Origin of the sequence: Pseudomonas sp. PS01298, from assembly GCF_029959745.1 — a bacterium.
GTDB classification, from domain to species: domain Bacteria; phylum Pseudomonadota; class Gammaproteobacteria; order Pseudomonadales; family Pseudomonadaceae; genus Aquipseudomonas; species Aquipseudomonas aylmerensis.
This window is the reverse complement of sequence record NZ_JASCPP010000083.1, coordinates 15,359-32,404: the sequence shown is the minus strand read 5'-3', so window position 1 is coordinate 32,404 and position 17,046 is coordinate 15,359. Positions and strand designations below refer to the sequence as shown.

At 58.0% G+C, this 17,046-nt stretch carries 16 protein-coding genes; 3 read left to right on the top strand and 13 right to left on the bottom strand.

All coding sequences use genetic code 11. The features are described from left to right. Positions 1–104: 104 nt before the first annotated feature. The 4 genes from kdpC to kdpF form a co-directional block, all read right to left on the bottom strand. Entirely contained in the window at positions 105–650 is a 546-nt protein-coding gene (kdpC, locus tag QMX97_RS23610) for a potassium-transporting ATPase subunit KdpC (RefSeq protein ID WP_065901764.1), read from the bottom strand. Between the two features lie 133 nt (positions 651–783). Next, positions 784–2,847: a potassium-transporting ATPase subunit KdpB gene (gene kdpB, locus QMX97_RS23605; RefSeq protein WP_065901766.1), complete on the bottom strand. Its 2,064-nt coding sequence runs from the start codon at positions 2,845–2,847 to the stop codon at positions 784–786. Between the two features lie 6 nt (positions 2,848–2,853). After that, positions 2,854–4,548: a potassium-transporting ATPase subunit KdpA gene (gene kdpA, locus QMX97_RS23600; RefSeq protein WP_106804759.1), complete on the bottom strand. Its 1,695-nt coding sequence runs from the start codon at positions 4,546–4,548 to the stop codon at positions 2,854–2,856. Between the two features lie 10 nt (positions 4,549–4,558). Beyond that, on the bottom strand, positions 4,559–4,648 hold the full coding sequence (gene kdpF / locus QMX97_RS23595; RefSeq protein WP_003218754.1) for a K(+)-transporting ATPase subunit F: 90 nt from the start codon (positions 4,646–4,648) through the stop codon (positions 4,559–4,561). Positions 4,649–5,090: 442 nt separating this feature from the next. On the opposite strand from kdpF, the gene eat reads away from it, so the two are divergent. Beyond that, positions 5,091–6,455 (top strand): ethanolamine permease, encoded by a 1,365-nt coding sequence (eat, locus tag QMX97_RS23590; RefSeq protein WP_065901771.1) that lies wholly within the window; start codon positions 5,091–5,093, stop codon positions 6,453–6,455. 111 nt (positions 6,456–6,566) lie between these two features. Continuing rightward, complete coding sequence (locus tag QMX97_RS23585) at positions 6,567–6,734, top strand: DUF2897 family protein (RefSeq protein WP_012722955.1); 168 nt, start codon at positions 6,567–6,569, stop codon at positions 6,732–6,734. Between the two features lie 9 nt (positions 6,735–6,743). On the opposite strand, the gene QMX97_RS23580 is transcribed toward QMX97_RS23585, so the two are convergent. After that, the gene (locus QMX97_RS23580) at positions 6,744–7,592 is read right to left on the bottom strand and encodes a DUF1989 domain-containing protein (RefSeq protein WP_120447950.1); all 849 of its coding nucleotides are present in this window, start codon (positions 7,590–7,592) and stop codon (positions 6,744–6,746) included. A 15-nt stretch (positions 7,593–7,607) separates the two neighbouring features. Then, on the bottom strand, positions 7,608–8,252 hold the full coding sequence (locus QMX97_RS23575; protein ID WP_213550949.1) for a GntR family transcriptional regulator: 645 nt from the start codon (positions 8,250–8,252) through the stop codon (positions 7,608–7,610). A 132-nt stretch (positions 8,253–8,384) separates the two neighbouring features. On the opposite strand from QMX97_RS23575, the gene QMX97_RS23570 reads away from it, so the two are divergent. Continuing rightward, positions 8,385–8,963, top strand: coding sequence for a TetR/AcrR family transcriptional regulator (locus QMX97_RS23570; RefSeq protein ID WP_282397708.1), 579 nt, complete (start codon positions 8,385–8,387; stop codon positions 8,961–8,963). Between the two features lie 16 nt (positions 8,964–8,979). On the opposite strand, the gene QMX97_RS23565 is transcribed toward QMX97_RS23570, so the two are convergent. From QMX97_RS23565 to QMX97_RS23535, 7 genes are all read right to left on the bottom strand, one after another. Next, the gene (locus QMX97_RS23565; RefSeq protein ID WP_078834520.1) at positions 8,980–9,312 is read right to left on the bottom strand and encodes a helix-hairpin-helix domain-containing protein; all 333 of its coding nucleotides are present in this window, start codon (positions 9,310–9,312) and stop codon (positions 8,980–8,982) included. 112 nt (positions 9,313–9,424) lie between these two features. Then, positions 9,425–11,422: a nucleoside-diphosphate sugar epimerase/dehydratase gene (locus QMX97_RS23560; protein WP_168167061.1), complete on the bottom strand. Its 1,998-nt coding sequence runs from the start codon at positions 11,420–11,422 to the stop codon at positions 9,425–9,427. 85 nt (positions 11,423–11,507) lie between these two features. Further along, positions 11,508–12,545, bottom strand: a complete 1,038-nt coding sequence (locus QMX97_RS23555; protein WP_282397707.1) for a glycosyltransferase family 4 protein — start codon at positions 12,543–12,545, stop codon at positions 11,508–11,510. Beyond that, a complete protein-coding gene (locus QMX97_RS23550; RefSeq protein WP_120447947.1) occupies positions 12,542–13,504 on the bottom strand; it encodes an SDR family oxidoreductase in 963 nt (320 codons plus the stop codon). Before QMX97_RS23550 ends, QMX97_RS23555 begins: the two co-directional genes overlap by 4 nt. Next, on the bottom strand, positions 13,504–14,757 hold the full coding sequence (locus QMX97_RS23545) for a glycosyltransferase family 4 protein (protein ID WP_282397706.1): 1,254 nt from the start codon (positions 14,755–14,757) through the stop codon (positions 13,504–13,506). Before QMX97_RS23545 ends, QMX97_RS23550 begins: the two co-directional genes overlap by 1 nt. Before the next feature lie 8 nt (positions 14,758–14,765). After that, positions 14,766–15,902 (bottom strand): UDP-N-acetyl glucosamine 2-epimerase, encoded by a 1,137-nt coding sequence (locus QMX97_RS23540; RefSeq protein ID WP_282397705.1) that lies wholly within the window; start codon positions 15,900–15,902, stop codon positions 14,766–14,768. Between the two features lie 23 nt (positions 15,903–15,925). After that, the gene (locus tag QMX97_RS23535; protein WP_282397704.1) at positions 15,926–17,044 is read right to left on the bottom strand and encodes a capsular polysaccharide biosynthesis protein CapF; all 1,119 of its coding nucleotides are present in this window, start codon (positions 17,042–17,044) and stop codon (positions 15,926–15,928) included. Positions 17,045–17,046 lie beyond the last annotated feature (2 nt).

Here is a 17,046-nt window from a genome sequence, read left to right as displayed (position 1 = left end):
TTCATAGGGAGTCTGTCACGCCGTCATCGCGGGCAAGCCCGCTCCCACATTAGGCATGCATCCCCCTGTGGGCGCGGGCTTGTCCGCGATGACGGCACCACCGCTTACAACTTTTCCAGGGCCATGTTCAGCGCCAGCACATTCACCACTGGCGGGCCTACCAGCGGGCTTTCGATGTGTTCATCGAGCAAGCGCTGCAAGGTCGACACCGGCACATTCCGCGCCGCCGCCACTCGCGCCAGTTGATAGGCAATTGCCGCAGGTGGCAAGTGTGGATCAAGACCGCTGCCAGAGGTAGTCAGCGAAGCCAGAGGCACCGGGCCCTGGGCTGGCACCAACTGTTTATTCGCGTCGTCGAACACACGGGTGGCCAATGCCGGATTGCTTGGGCCCAGGTTACTGGCGCTGCTGGAAACCGTGGCAAACGCGCCGGCCGATGGGCGTGGGTGGAACCAGTTGTCGCCGGTAAAATCCTGGGCGATCAGACTGGAACCACGCACTTTGCCGCTGTCGTCGCGCACCAGGCTGCCATTGGCCTGGTCCGGGAACGCCACTTGGGCGACGCCAGTCACTACCAACGGGTAAGCGACGCCAGTGATCAGGGTCATGAGCACCAGCAGGCTCAGGGCCGGACGGATCATGTTAGACATTGCACATTCCTCACATTGAATCATCACGACCTGTAGGAGCCGGAGGACGCTTGGTCCTGGCCGGTGATGACGAAGGGTCAGTCGGACCGCATCGGACCCATCGCCGGCAAGCCGGCTCCTACCAGGGTTGGGGTTACACCAGGTGCAGCGCAGTCAGCAGCATGTCGATCGCCTTGATGCCCACGAACGGCACCAGGATCCCGCCCAGCCCATAGATCAACAGGTTGCGGCGCAGCAACGCCGCGGCACTCGCCGCCTGCACACGCACACCTCGCAGGGCCAGGGGAATCAGCACCACGATGATCAAGGCGTTGAACACAATCGCCGACAGAATCGCGCTCTGCGGGCTCTGCAGGTGCATCACGTTGAGCACGCCCAGTTGCGGGTAGATCGAGGCGAAAAGCGCCGGCAGGATCGCGAAGTACTTGGCCACGTCGTTGGCGATAGAGAACGTGGTCAGCGCACCGCGCGTCACCAGCAACTCTTTGCCGATCTGCACCACGTCGAGCAGCTTGGTCGGGTCGCTGTCGAGGTCGACCATGTTGGCCGCCTCGCGTGCGGCCTGGGTGCCGTCGTTCATCGCCATGCCGACGTCAGCCTGGGCCAGCGCCGGGGCATCGTTGGCACCGTCGCCGCACATCGCGACCAGGCGACCGTCATTCTGTTCGTGGCGGATGCGCGCGAGTTTTTTCTCCGGAGTAGCCTCGGCCAGCACGTCATCCACGCCCGCTTCGGCGGCAATCGCGGCGGCGGTCAGCGGGTTGTCACCGGTGACCATCACGGTGCGGATGCCCAGCTTGCGCAGCTCGGCGAAACGCTCGCGAATGCCGGGCTTGACCACGTCCTTGAGGTGGATCGCGCCCAGCAGCTTGCCATCGGCACACACCAGCAACGGGGTGCCGCCGCTCTGGGCGATCTTGTCGATTTCCCGCGACAGCGCAGGGGCAAGGTCGCGACGTTGCTGGCCGATAAACGCCAGCAGCGAGTCCACTGCGCCTTTGCGGAACACGCGGCCCTGGTAGTCGACACCGGACAAGCGGGTTTCAGCACTGAACGGTACGGCGGTCAGCTCATCCAGGGACGGCTCGGCCTGGGGGTGCAAGGCACGCAGGTATTCGACGATGGATTTACCTTCTGCCGTGTCGTCCGCAAGTGACGCCAGCAGCGCGCCTTCGGCCAAGTCCCGGCCGCTGACGCCAGGCGCCGCGACCACCGCCGCACAGCGACGGTTACCGAAGGTGATGGTGCCGGTCTTGTCGAGCAGCAACACATGCACGTCGCCCGCCGCTTCCACGGCGCGGCCAGACTTGGCGATCACGTTGAGGCGCACCAGGCGGTCCATGCCGGCGATGCCGATGGCCGACAACAAGCCGCCGATGGTGGTAGGAATCAGGGTCACCAGCAGTGCGACCAAGAACACCAGCGGCAAGCTGCCATTGGCAAAGTGGGCGAACGGCTGCAGGGTCACCACCACCAACAGGAAGATCAAGGTCAGGCCGATCAGCAGGATATCCAGCGCGACTTCATTGGGGGTTTTCTGGCGTTTTGCGCCTTCCACCAACGCAATCATGCGGTCCAGGGTCGACTCGCCAGGGTTGACAGTGATGCGGATCAGCAGCCAGTCCGACACCAGACGCGTATTGCCGGTAACGGCCGAGCGGTCGCCGCCGGACTCGCGGATCACCGGTGCGGATTCGCCGGTGATCGCCGCCTCGTTGACCGCGGCGATGCCTTCGATGACCTCGCCGTCACCGGGGATCATCTCTCCGGCGGTGACGCGCACGACATCGCCTTTGCGCAGGCTGGCGGCCGGCACGACCTTGAAGCTGCCATCGGCCTCCTTGCGGCGTGCGCTGAGGCCTTCGCTGCCGGCCTTCAGGCTGTCAGCGCGGGCCTTGCCACGACCTTCGGCCAAGGCTTCGGCGAAGTTGGCGAACAGCACGGTGAACCACAGCCACACGGCAATCTGCACGGCGACGAAGGTCGGCACTGCCGTGTCGGGCACAAAGCACAGCACGGTGGTGAGGATGGCGGTCAACTCGACCACCAGCATCACTGGCGAGCGTTGCAGTTGGCGCGGGTCCAGCTTGACGAAGGCCTGGACCAGCGCCGGGCGCCACAGGGCGGACATCGCGGTTTTTGGCGGTTCCTGGGTGTTCACCGGAGCCGCGTTTTTTGCAGGCATATTCATTTTCATATCCCCTTAGAAGCCCATGCTCAAGTGTTCAGCGATAGGGCCCAGTGCCAGCGTCGGCAGGAAGGTCAGGCCGCCCACCAGCAAAATGGTCACGGTCAACAGGGTCACGAACAGCGGGCCATGGGTCGGGAAGCTGTTCTGGCCGATCGGTGCGGTCTTCTTCATCGCCAGGCTGCCGGCCAGGGCCAGTACCGGGAGGATGTAGCCGAAGCGGCCGATCAACATGCCCAGGCCCAGCATCAAGTTATGGAACGCGGTGTTGGCGCTGAAGCCGCCAAATGCCGAGCCGTTGTTGGCGCTGGCCGAGGTGTAGGCGTAGAGCAACTGACTGAAACCGTGGGGCCCGGGGTTGCTGATGGCACCGGCCGGACCCGGCAGGCTGGCGGCGATAGCGCCCAGCACAAGCACGCCGACTGGCATCACCAGCAGGGTCACCACCAGCAATTGCACTTCCTTGGCCTGGAGTTTCTTGCCAAGGTATTCCGGAGTACGGCCGATCATCAGGCCGGCAAGGAACACCGCGATCAAGACGTTGAGCAACATGCCGTACATGCCAGCACCGACGCCGCCGAAGATCACTTCGCCGACCATCATGTTGACCAGCGCCACCATCCCACTGAGGGGGTTGAGACTGTCCTGCATGCCGTTGACCGAGCCGTTGGACGCCGCCGTCGTCGTCACCGACCACAGCACGGTACCGGTGGTGCCGAAGCGTGCCTCTTTACCTTCCAGTGGTGCGGTTTGCTCCACGGCCGGGTTGTTGAGGGTTGGGTTAGGCTGGTATTCGGCCCACAGCGAGGTCGCGCCGCCGATGATGAACAACGCCAGCATGCAGCCGAGAATCGCGCGGCTCTGACGCAGGTCCTTCACGTAATGGCCGAAGGTGAAGACCAGCGCCACCGGGATCAGGATGATCGACGCCAACTCGAACAGGTTGGCCCAGGCAGTCGGGTCTTCAAACGGGTGCGCCGAGTTGACGCCGAAGAAGCCGCCACCATTGGTGCCCAATTGCTTGATCGCAATCTGGCTGGCGGCCGGACCCAGGGGGATCACTTGATCCACGCCTTGCATGGTCACGGCATCCACATAATGCGCGAAGGTTTGCGGCACGCCCTGCCACACCAGGAACAATGCCAGCACCAGGCACAGCGGGAGCAGGCCGTAGAGGGTGGCCCGCGTCATATCGACCCAGAAGTTACCCAATGTCTTGGTGGATTTGCGACCGATCCCACGGCACAGAGCGACCAGGACTGCCAAACCGGTGGCCGCACTGACGAAGTTCTGCACGGTCAGGCCCACCATCTGGCTGAGATAACTCAGGGACGCCTCACCGCTGTAGGACTGCCAGTTGGTGTTGGTCATGAAACTGACCGCGGTGTTGAAGGCCAGGGTCCATTCCTGACCCGGCAATTTCTGCGGGTTCAGCGGGAGATAGTCCTGGAACAACAGGATCGCGAACAACAGCAAGAAACCTGCGAGGTTGAACGCGAGCAAGGCCAGCGTGTATTTCTGCCAGCTCTGTTCCTGATGCTCGTCAACGCCCGACAGGCGATAACACGCGCGCTCGACGGGGCCGAACACCGGCGTGAGCCAGGTGCGCTGGCCTTCCATCACCTTGTAGTAGAACCGCCCCAGGAACGGTGCCGGCACCAGCACCACGGCAAAGAAGGCGATGATCAGCCAATAGTCATAACTGTGCATAGCCCTGCTCCTAGTTCCGATCCGCGCGTAACAGCGCAACCAGCAGATAAATGAACAGCGCCACGGCCAATAGCAGTGACACCCCGTCCAGAACGCTCATGGAAGTCTCTCCGTTTAGCGGCGAGTGCCGCGTGTGGGGCAATTGTCGGCAGGAGGGGCGTAAAGGAACGAGAGCGAGGGTGTGGCTGGGGCGTAAAGACGGCGTAAAGAGTGGGTTTATGCGGGGTTTACACGGGGATTTGTGGGGAATTTGAGGGCCTCATCGCGGGCAAGCCCACTCCCACACTCGACAGCGCTTGATCTGGAAAGACTCGGTCCCCTGTGTTTAAGCAGAAAAAGACGCGGCCGCCCGTGGGAGCGGGCTTGCCCGCGATGGCGGCAGCTCAAGCACCACCGCACTTATCTGGTGCGACACCGGCAAAATTCAAACGCCAAACCATCCCCCACGCGACAGTAACGCGGCTTTACGACAACGATCCTCAGGCTGGCATGGCCGCTGCAACACCTTGAATCATTCCAAACGGTTCAGGGAGAGCAACATCATGAACACACAACTCAAACCCACCTTGGGCACCCTGCACTTATGGGGCATCGCGGTCGGGCTGGTGATTTCCGGCGAGTACTTCGGCTGGAGCTATGGCTGGGGTGTTGCCGGAACCCTGGGCTTCCTGGTGACCTCATTGATGGTCGCGGCGATGTACACCTGCTTCATCTTCAGTTTCACCGAGCTGACTACCGCAATTCCTCACGCCGGTGGCCCATTTGCCTACAGCCGTCGTGCCTTTGGTGAGAAAGGCGGATTAATCGCCGGCCTCGCCACCTTGATCGAGTTTGTTTTTGCGCCACCCGCCATCGCCTTGGCCATCGGCGCCTACCTCAACGTACAGTTTCCCGCACTCGACCCGAAACACGCCGCCGTCGGCGCCTATATCGTGTTCATGGGCCTGAATATCCTCGGCGTGAAACTCGCCGCCACCTTCGAGTTGGTGGTGTGCGTACTCGCCGTCGCCGAACTGCTGGTGTTCATGGGCGTGGTCGCCCCCGCCTTCAGCTTCAGCAACTTCGCCCTGAACGGCTGGGCCGGCTCCGACACCTTCGGCGCCCCGGCGATTGCCGGGATGTTTGCGGCGATTCCGTTCGCCATCTGGTTCTTCCTCGCCATCGAAGGCGCGGCCATGGCAGCCGAGGAAGCGAAAGATCCGAAGCGCACCATTCCAAAAGCCTACATCAGCGGCATCCTCACCCTGGTGATCCTGGCCATGGGCGTGATGTTCTTTGCGGGCGGCGTGGGCGACTGGCGCACCCTGTCGAACATCAACGATCCGTTGCCGCAGGCGATGAAAACCGTGGTGGGCGACAGCTCCGGCTGGCTGCACATGTTGGTGTGGATCGGCCTATTTGGTCTGGTCGCCAGTTTCCACGGGATCATCCTCGGCTACTCGCGCCAGTTCTTTGCCCTTGCCCGCGCCGGGTACCTACCGTCTTTCCTCGCCAAACTGTCGCGCTTTCAGACACCGCACCGGGCAATCATCGCCGGTGGCGTGGTGGGCATCGCCGCAATCTACAGCGACGGCCTGATCAACCTCGGTGGCATGACGCTGACCGCAGCAATGATCACCATGGCCGTGTTCGGCGCCATCGTGATGTACATCATGAGCATGCTCAGCCTGTTCAAATTGCGTAAGACCGAACCGTTGCTGGAACGCACCTTCCGCGCGCCGGGCTACCCGATCGTGCCGGGTATTGCATTGGTGCTCGCGGTGGTCTGCCTGGTGGCCATGGCCTGGTTCAACGCGCTGATCGGCCTGATTTTCCTGGGCTTCATGCTGGCGGGCTTCATCTACTTCCAACTGACCGCGCAGGACCGCGCGGATGCACCGGCGGATGCGATGTTGACCGGGCTCTGATCTACTGGAGGCAGAACGGGCCTACACTGAACTAGTAAGAAAGCCCGTCACTCAAAGCAGTTATTACCGTGGGAAAACTCTCCCACGGCAATCTGCCTCAAGGAGAGCCTTATGCCGTGGTATGCATGGTTGATTTTAGTGGTAGCGATCGGGTCGATCGTCGGTGGGTTGATGATGCTGCGTGACAGCGCCAACAAGGTGGAACTCACCGACGAACAACGCAAGCGCGTCGCCGAGCGCAACGCCCAGGCGGATGCCAAGGACGCGCAGGATCGCTGAACCTTGGGGTTACTCCCAAGGCGCCTTGGCAATATGCAAACCGTGCTGCCCCTTGTAGGCAGCACGCTCCGGCTGGCTCCAGCCGTTCAGCAGCTCATCCTCCAGCTTATAGATCTCCACCCCCAGCGGACGGCACACCGTCAGCGGATCCTGTGCCTGCGGGCCCCACATCGGCAGCGATAAATCCCCGCCCGGGCACGTCGACAGCGCACACAGCAAATCAATCTCGGCAAAGAACTCCAGGTAGTCGCCCTTCTGCGCCGGGCACGCCTTCATGAAATACATGTCGTCATGATTCAGGCCCGTACACTGGAAAATATTCAGCACGTCATGCACATCGAACTCCGTAAGACCGTGGGGTAAAACCGCGCGGGTCAGGTTCGAATGGCAATGGTGGTGGAAGTCCTCACCGGTGAGCATGCGGTTGACGTAGGGATCGCATCGCGTACCAAGCAAATCGTGCAGGCGCCCACCGTGTTCATCGATGCCGTAACTGGCGAGGCTGTCGTCTGTGATTGTCACCAAAGGCCTCAAAAATGGCAGGTTCGACCACAGGCGGTCATGAGTGCTGACATGGGCGCCCTGCAATTGACGAGTGCGCGCCGCCCATAGGCGCTCGCGAGGGTCGTTGGCGTTCCACACGTTGAAGTCGCCGACCTGCGGACCGACCGGCGTAGTCACTCGAAACACATGCCCGGCCGGTACTTTCCACGCCCTGCCCGTTCGGATCGGCACCTCGAACTGCTCGACCAGCGTGCGTTGGTTCACCTTGTCGCGAATCCGCTCATAGAATGCAGTGTCGACCTGCAGTGCTGAACCTTTGCTGACCTGGTAAGCGGCCGGATAGTCTTTGTACATGATGCGGATCCTCAATCAGGAGTGGTCGAACAGGGCCAGGGACAGACGCTCCGAATCATCCAGGTAAAGACTCATCGCCTCCCCTGCCGCCGGCTTGTCTCCTCGGGCCAATAAGGAGTAAATCTCGCGATCGCGCTCCAACCAGGGCGACTGGAAACGCTGCTCATCCGGCGCCGCGCAAAACACTAGGCGCAACTGGGCAATCACTTGGGCAAAAAACTCATCGAACAACGGGCTGCGCATCAACCCAACAATCTGCTGATGGAACACCAGGCTGTGGGTCGCCACCGCACGCCAATCCTCGCGTTCGCGGGCCAAGGTGGTGGCGTCGATCGCGTCCTGCATACGTACGGATTGATCCCGGGCAAGCGCACTGCTCTGGGCAATGGCCTGCAACTCCAAGGTGCGACGCACGACAAACAAATCACGCACCTCATCGCGTTCAAGCCGCCGGACCATCACGCCTTTGTTGCGCACGTAACGGGTGAGCCCTTCCTGGCCCAAGCGATGCAGCGCCTCACGAATAGTATTGCGCGATGCGTTGTAGTGCTTCACCAACTCCCCCTCGACCAGCGAAACACCTGGCAACAGCCGCCCACCGATAATGTCGGCGCGCAGTTCGAGGGCAATCTGGTCGGCTAAAGACAGGCTGAGTACCATCAACACCTCACGATTGTTGAACAATCTTTGCTGTAGACGTAATCACGTTTCATGCCAACCCTTCAAACGTGGGGGTAAGTGTGTAAAGCCGTGTGAGATGGTTAAATACCGACCTGACCACGAGGCAGTCCTATGCGCTATTCACCAGACCACAAAGCCCAGACCCGACAGCGCATCATCAAGGAAGCCTCGGTACGCTTTCGCCGCGACGGCATCGGCGCGACCGGACTGCAGCCGCTGATGAACGCGCTGAGCCTCACGCACGGCGGGTTTTACGCCCACTTCACGTCCAAGGACGAACTGGTGGAGAAGGCGCTGCAGGCCGCAGGGGCTCAGCTGGATGCCCATTGCGAGATGCTGTTCAGCCAGGAGCGCCCGCTGGAAGCCTTCATTGATAATTATCTGTCGCCGTGGCACCAGACCTCACCCGGAGAAGGATGCCCGCTGCCGACGATGTCGGCCGAACTCGGGCTGAGAGGCCAACCGAGTGCGACGACGGATGCGGTACTCGGAGCAAGGCTCAAGCAGATTGAAGCGGCCCTGGGTGACGGGCGCGGCGATGCTGCTGGCCTGATGGTAATGTCGACACTGGTGGGGGCATTGGTGCTGGCCAGGAGTGTCGAAGATTCAGCGTTGGGCTTGCGGATTATGGAAGTCGTGCGAGAAAGCCTGAAGACGCTCCTCCTGGACGATAAAAAGGCCGGTCAATGACCGGCCTCTTTGTGGCTTAGTTGATTACCAACCTGTCGCGATTCTTCTCCATCAGCGCCTTGCCAATCCCCTTCACTTCCAGCAGCTCATCCACCGCCGTAAACGGGCCGTTGCTGTCACGGTAAGCGATGATCGCTTTCGCCTTTGCTGCACCGATGCCAAAGAGGTCGCGACGCAGGGTTTCAGCGTCGGCGGCGTTCAGATTGACCTTGGCAGCTTGCTCGGCATTGACGACTTGAGCAGTGATGGGGGCTGGAGCTTCGGCCTTGATGGACGGGGCTGCAGTAGTGGTGACGGAAAGAGTGGTGAGGAAAGCGAAGATCAGGGAAGTAAGGTAGGTGTTTTGCATTTTGACGCTCCATGACATGCGTAAGAGAAAAAAGCAGCTTTTCCGAAGCTGCCTTTCTAACTTAGGCGATGGTGGGGATTCGTCAAAAAGGCTTGAGTAACAGCGTGTTAAATCAAGGTTCCAAGCGGCGCTGCTGGTAGATCCAGTCGACGATTTCACCATCGGGAGAGTAGCCACTGACGGTGTCGCGAAGGAGTTGGCGGACACGGGTGTAATCGTCCTCATCCACCGCGTCGAGCAGCTCTGTCAGCTTGCCCTTGAGCACTTCCCATGAGAGATGGTCTTCGTTGGCACTCATGATCATGGGATGCCGAGTGGCGACTACGTTGTCGCCGATGAGTAACTCTTCGTAAAGCTTTTCGCCGGGACGTAGGCCGGTGAACTCAATCGCGATATCACCGTGCGGGTTTCTATCGGAACGGACGCTGAGGCCAGAGAGGTGGATCATCTTTTCAGCCAACTCAGTAATTTTTACCGGTTCGCCCATGTCGAGTACAAACACATCACCGCCCTGCCCCATGGAACCGGCCTGGATGACCAGTTGCGCGGCTTCGGGAATGGTCATGAAGTAGCGGGTGATTTTCGGGTGAGTGACCGTGATGGGCCCACCCGATTTGATTTGTTTGTGAAAGAGTGGGATTACTGAACCGGATGAGCCCAATACATTGCCGAAGCGGACCATGGTGAAACGGGTTTTGTTGACGCGAGAGATATTGAACTTGTCACCGAACATGACCGGTGCCAGTTCACGACTCAAGGCTTGGAGCGTCAACTCGGCAAGACGCTTGGTGCTCCCCATGACATTGGTTGGACGCACCGCCTTGTCTGTAGAAATGAGGACAAAGTTGGCAACCCCGACCTGAAGCGCCGCTTGTGCGGTATTCAGTGTGCCGATCACATTATTCAGGACCCCTTCGGCAATATTATGCTCGACCATCGGTACGTGCTTATAAGCCGCAGCGTGGTAAACCGTATCGACACGCCATGTCTTCATGACGTCCATCAGTTTGGACGGGTTGCGTACGGAACCGAGGATCGGCAGCAGCGTTATGGGCAACGATTCACGGGTTACGCGTTGCTCAAGCTCCGAGAGAATGCTGTACAGGTTGAACTCACTGTGTTCGAACAACAGCAGCGTCTTCGGCCGCAGGGACATGATCTGACGGCAGAGTTCAGAACCAATAGAGCCACCTGCTCCCGTCACCAGGACGCATTGCCCCTTGATGCAACGTTCCAGTAGATCGGATTGAGCAGGAACGGCGTCACGGCCCAGCAGGTCCGCGATGTCGACCTCTTGGATATCATCGACCTTCACCCGACCGCTGGCCAGGTCCATAAAACCTGGAATACTGCGCACATGCAGCGGAAAACCTTCAAGGAACCCCAGGATTTCACGCCGGCGACCACGGTTGGAAGAAGGGATCGCCAGCAGGATTTCCTGAGCGCCCGTGTCATCGATCATACGTTCGATATGCTTGGGCTTGTAGACCTGAAGGCCAGAGATAACACGCTCGGCAATGCTAGCATCGTCATCGATAAACGCTACTGGGCGCATCAAGCGCCCCATCCGCAGTGCTGCAACCAACTGGTTGCCAGCAGCGCCAGCACCATAGATGGCAACACGCGGAAGGCCGTCATCTCGATTGGTAAAAGGCACATGCTGCGAGGCGGAGAACCAATCACCGAGAAAATACTGGCGCATAGCCAAGCGAAGCCCGCCCACCATGATCAAGCTCAACCACCAGTAAATGAAAATGATCGACCGGGGAACGGTGTGCTGCTGGTTGCTGTTCAAATAAACAACAATTACCAAAATCAAGGCTGACAGGCTGACGGCTTTGAATATGGCGATCAGTGCATCGTTACCGAAATACCGCATGACAGCGCGGTACATCCCAAAGCGGACAAAAAGTGGGATTGCGACTACTGGTGCCGCGAAAAACAACCAGAGATGATCTCGTAGCGGGTTGGCCATTTCATCAATTCCCAGCCGTACGATAAACGCCAGCCAGAGAGCCGCCCAAACGACCACGACGTCGGTCGTCACTTGAATCAGTCGTTTGTAGCGTCGCGGCAGCCCCACCAGGAATGCCCGTAACCTTTCCATAATCCCTTCGCCCACCTAACCGTTCCTGTAATTGATGACTGCGTGATCTTTTTATGCGTTTACCATGCCAGGCCTCATGAATGTGAAGTCAGACGCCGCCTTGCGTAGCGTCAGTCTTTTCCAGTTCACCCGCATGAAACTTGAGCGCCAGCGCGACCAAGGGCACGTAGGCGACAACGACACCCACAGCGCCATCCACCCCCAGCAAAACCACGCACGCCGCTACCGGCAGTAACCAGAATAGGTTCAGACCGGCCACAGCGAGTGTCACCGGTAAATGCCTGCCATAGCGCCGGGAAGCAAATTGGTACGCGTGGCTTCGATGTGCCTCATATACCTTGTCGCCCCGCAGAAGGCGGCGAGTTAATGTAAAGGTGGCATCCACAATGAATACACCCAACAGAATCAACCACGCCCATAGCAACTGAGAAGAGGCCCAAGCCGCCTGGAGTGAAAAAACTCCCAGAATGATCCCCAGGAATCCGCTGCCGGCATCACCCATGAAGATTCGAGCAGGCGGAAAATTCCAGCATAGGAAACCAGCCACTGCGACTGCCAGCACAAGGGGCAATAGAACCAGGCCAGTGTGGCCACTCAACGCGCAAAGCAAGCCCATGCCGAGGCACACACAAATGGCTTCAACGCTGGCAATGCCGTCAATTCCATCCATGAAATTGTACAAATTAAGCATCCAGACCAGATAGAACGCAGCAAGAACGCCACCTGACCAACCCGCGTCGACAGTCATACCAAAAAGTGTCACCTCAGGCAGACCACCTAGCCAGTATAGCGCCCATACCGAGGCGCAAAAGTGCCCCAATAAACGCCACCGGGCCGCGATATGCCCGTGATCGTCCATGAAGCCGATGACTGCAACTAATGCACCGGCTCCGCCTGCGGCCATCAAGGTGTCAAATGAAACCTCCTCGGCCCATCCAAGCAAAGGCAGCGCTATAAGGAAGGACACTACAATGGCCACGCCCCCCCCCCTCGGAGTGGGTACAGAGTGGGAACTGCGGGCGATGGGCACGTCGATGATGCTGTGAGCCAAGGCATAGCGCCGCAACGCGGCAGTCAACACAAACGACAAAAAACCGACAAGGCCGATAAGCCACCAATCACTCATTGTTGTTTATCGCTCTTGTAATGTATTGCAACTGCCTTGAGTGCATCGTTCACTGACACGGGAGGTGCCCATTGCAGCAAGGTTCGAGTCTTCTGGATATCAACCTGCAGCGAGCCGCAAAGCCTTTGGGATAGAGCGTCCTTACCCACGAGCCTGGCCGCTGTGCTGAGCATCCAGGCAGGAACAGGCAACAAACGGGCGGACTTGCCCAGGGCCAAGGCGGTACTGCGCAATAACTGCGTCGTAGACAAGTCGTCGCCATCGCTCACCAGGAATGTCTGGTTTGCAGCTGCAGGATGGTTAATAGCCGTGATGATCAGATCCACCAAGTTATCCAGGGCTACCAGGCTCCGGCGATTATCGATAGCGCCAAAGGGCAGCGGAATGCCCTTGTCCAACCAACGCATCATATTCAGAAAGTTGGCTTTGACTCCCGGCCCGTACACCAGCACCGGGCGGATAATCACGATTTCCATGGAGGTGCGGGCTGCCAATGCGAGCAGTCCCTGCTCTGCCTCAAGTTTGGAAACCCCGTAGGCGTCGCTCGGAGCGCATTGATCATCGGCCGTATAGGGTTGACCGGGTCGAGTACCCTCCCCGTTTACCTTGATGGAGCTGATGAAGACAAAGCGTCGGACGCCGGCCTGCGCGGCTTGCCGGGCAAGGTTCAGGGTGCCCTCCACGTTTACCTTGCGAAAAGCCGCCAATGGATCGACTTCGGTATCACTCATGACATGCACACGTGCGGCACAGTGGACCACTGCATCGACGCCAGCGAGGCTTGAATGCCAATTTACGTCTTCAAAAGTATCAAACCGAACAACATCCACATCGCCGCAGGCGACTTTGGATCCATCACGTACCGCTGCGGTGACGCGCACGTCATCCGTGACCAGACGGCGCATTACCGCGCCACCGACGAAACCGGTGGCACCGGTCAAGAAAACAGATTGCGACATCACGGACGTCCTTTGCGCAAGGTTGCATCGTGAAACAGTTGTTCCAGGCGAGCCAAGAGAGTGGGCTTCGAATAGTTGGCCAGGTAGTACTCACGGCCAGACTTGCCCATGCGAGTGCGCTCGTTCTCGCCGGCGTTCGCCAATTCGAGCGTAATACGTGCGAGCGCAGCGGCATCACCGGACGGACATGCCAAACCTGCACCTGACGCCTCGATAACGTGCGCCGCCTCACCATTGATCATCCCAAGAATGGGTTTGCCGGAGGCCAGATAAGCCTGGACCTTGCCCGGAATGGTTTTTTCGAAGACGTCATTGGTCTTAAGCGAGACAAGCAAGGCGTCTGCACAAGCGAACAAGCCGGGCATTTCCTCCAAGGGGTGACGCCCCAACAGCAGGACATTGTCCAGGCCACGTGCTTGAACTTGTTCCGCAAGCCATTCGCTCATACGGCCATCGCCAACAATGACCCAACGCACCGCTACAGTCCCCACCAAGGTCTGGGCCGCGTCTATCACCGCGGGTAAATCCTGCGCCTCACCCAGATTGCCTGCGAACAAAACGGTGAACACCGATGGGTCGTGCGTCAACAGTGTTGAAGGTGGCGGCGCAACGTTGGAAAAGTCGTCCTCTGCCCAGCTTGGGAAGTAGATGAGTCGCTGCGGCTGCATTTCTCGCGTGCAATAGCGCTGCACGTTTTCAAAAAAACCGTGGGATTGCAGCAAGAGATAGTCCGCGCGATTGTAGATCCAGGACACTACTCGACCTACGCAGCCCAGCAACAGTGGCTGACGCAATACGCCGACAGCACGAAGCGTTTCAGGCCATAAATCCAGGACCCAAATGAACACAGGCGCTTTTTTCAGTCGCCCAATTACCAAGGCGGGGATCGCTGCCATGATGGGCGAGACAGCGTACACAAAAACGGCATCAAATTTTTTACCGCGTAGCTTCCAGACTCCCAGTGTGGAAGCCAGGGTGAAAAAAGATAGGTAGTTAAGAATTAGGCTAATACTACGCTTACCCCGAGGGATCAGAGAAACACGTACGATTTCAGCACCGACGTATCGAGAATAACCTTGTGGATCTCGACGATAGTCCGAAAATACGTGCCCCTCCGGGTAATTCGGTAATCCGGTCAATACTGTGACACTGTGGCCTTTCTCACTAAGATCACGTACCAGATCGTTGATACGCATGTTCTCGGGCCAGAAGTATTGGCTCACGACCAAAACGTTCATTTTTTTATTGGGCATATCAATACTCAAGCACCGTATCGCTTCCAGACGACCCGATTCACATAATCTGTATAACTGTGCAAAATGCGAGCAACCTTGTCCGAGACATTCGGCATACTGTAGTCAGCAACCAGTCGCAAAGTACGTGTCTCGCCTCGGGCCTGGCTTTCCAGCAACTCCAGCCCTTGCAAAACCCGTATCGACTCGAGGCCGACCATCATCACCGCCGCCTCTTCCATACCTTCAGGACGCTCGTGTGCTTCGCGAATGTTCAGCGCGGGAAAATTCAGAATCGAAGATTCTTCACTGATGGTACCGCTGTCGGACAGTACGGCTTTGGCAGTCATCTGCAGCTTGTTGTAATCCTTGAACCCCAAGGGTTTAAGCAACTGGACACCCGTATGGAACACAATACCAAGCGCATCGACCCGTTTTTGGGTTCGCGGATGCGTCGATACGATTACGGGCAGGTTATATCGCTCTGCAACAGCATTAAGCAGGGCGACCAATTTATGAAAGTTATGATCCGAATCAATATTCTCTTCTCGGTGTGCACTGACCACGAAGAACTTGCCAGCCTCAAGCCCCAAACGTGCAAGTACGTCGGATTGTTCGATACCCGGCAAGTAGTGATTGAGCACTTCAAACATCGGGCTACCCGTCTTGATCACCCTATCGGGTGGCAGCCCCTCGTGCAGGAGATAATCACGTGCGATGGTGCTGTAAGTCAGATTTATATCGGCTGTATGATCGACGATACGACGGTTTATCTCCTCCGGTACGCGCATGTCGAAGCAGCGGTTACCAGCCTCCATATGGAAGGTTGGAATTTTACGACGTTTCGCGGGTATGACCGCCATACAGCTGTTGGTATCGCCCAATATCAGCAAGGCCTCCGGCTGTACTTGCGCCAGAACTTTGTCCACAGCGATGATCACATTACCAATGGTTTCAGCCCCGCTGGCACCTGCGGCATTAAGGAAATGGTCAGGTTTACGGATGCCAAGGTCCTGAAAAAAAATCTCATTCAACTCGTAATCGTAATTTTGCCCGGTATGTACCAGAACATGGTCGCAGTGGATATCCAGCGCAGCTATTACGCGAGACAGACGAATAATTTCCGGCCTCGTTCCAACTACCGTGACAACTTTCAGTTTCTTCATTACATCTCTCGCTTCAGGGAGGCTCAGGGTTGAGTCCCGACCGGCATGGCATAGGTATCCGCATGGGCACGGTCGAATATTTCGTTTGCCCAAAGCATCACAATCATCTCGTCATCACCCACATTGGTGATGTCGTGGGTCCAGCCAGGCACGGTTTCTACGATGACTGATTTTTCGCCACCGGTGAACAGCTCGTAAAACTCGCCAGATTCAATGTGACGGAAACGGAAGCAGGCATGGCCTCGAATCACTAGGAATTTTTCGGTTTTGGTATGGTGATAATGACCACCTCGGGTAATACCTGGATGTGCTGTAAAAAACGAAAACTGCCCCGAGTCTTGTGTTTTCAGCATCTCAACGAATATGCCCCTGGCATCACCATGCTGTACAACTTCATACGTAAAGCGTTCTGGGGGTAGGTAACTAAGGTATGTGGAGTAAAGGGCGCGAGTCAGCCCAGTTCCCACCGCCTGAGTGATCAGGCTCGCCCGGCTGTCGCGAAATGCCTCCAGCTGAACCGCCAATTCACCCACGGTGACACTATATTGAACTTCCACGTCAATAAACGGCGAGCCACTGATTTGCCCGTCCAATACCGCCAGAAAAGTGCTGATTACATCATCGATGTATACTAGATTAATACGCGCGTCGGGATTGTTTATGTGAATAGGTAAATCCCGAGCGATGTTATGGCAGAACGTTGCCACCGCAGAGTTGTAGTTAGGCTTAGCCCACTTACCGAAGACGTTGGGCAGGCGAAACAAATGCACCGCGCTTCCATGCACCGAAGCTAGTGTCTGCAAAGCCTGCTCGGCAGCGCGCTTGCTCGCGCCATAGGCGTTATCCTGCGTTGCCTGACTGGATGACGCGTACAACACCGGAATCGTGCGACCGCTAGCCTTGACTGCCTCGCACAGACTCTGCGTAAGTCCGGTATTGCCCGACTGGAACTCTAGGGGATCCTGAGGTCGGTTTACTCCTGCCAAATGGAAAATGAAATCTACCTCGCTGACTCTTGCGATCAACTGTGCAAGACCATCGTCACGACAAAATGTCAGCACATCTACATCAGCACGTTCACGCAAATGTACCGCTAGATTTTTACCGACAAAGCCGTTGGCTCCGGTGATCAGGACCTTCATAT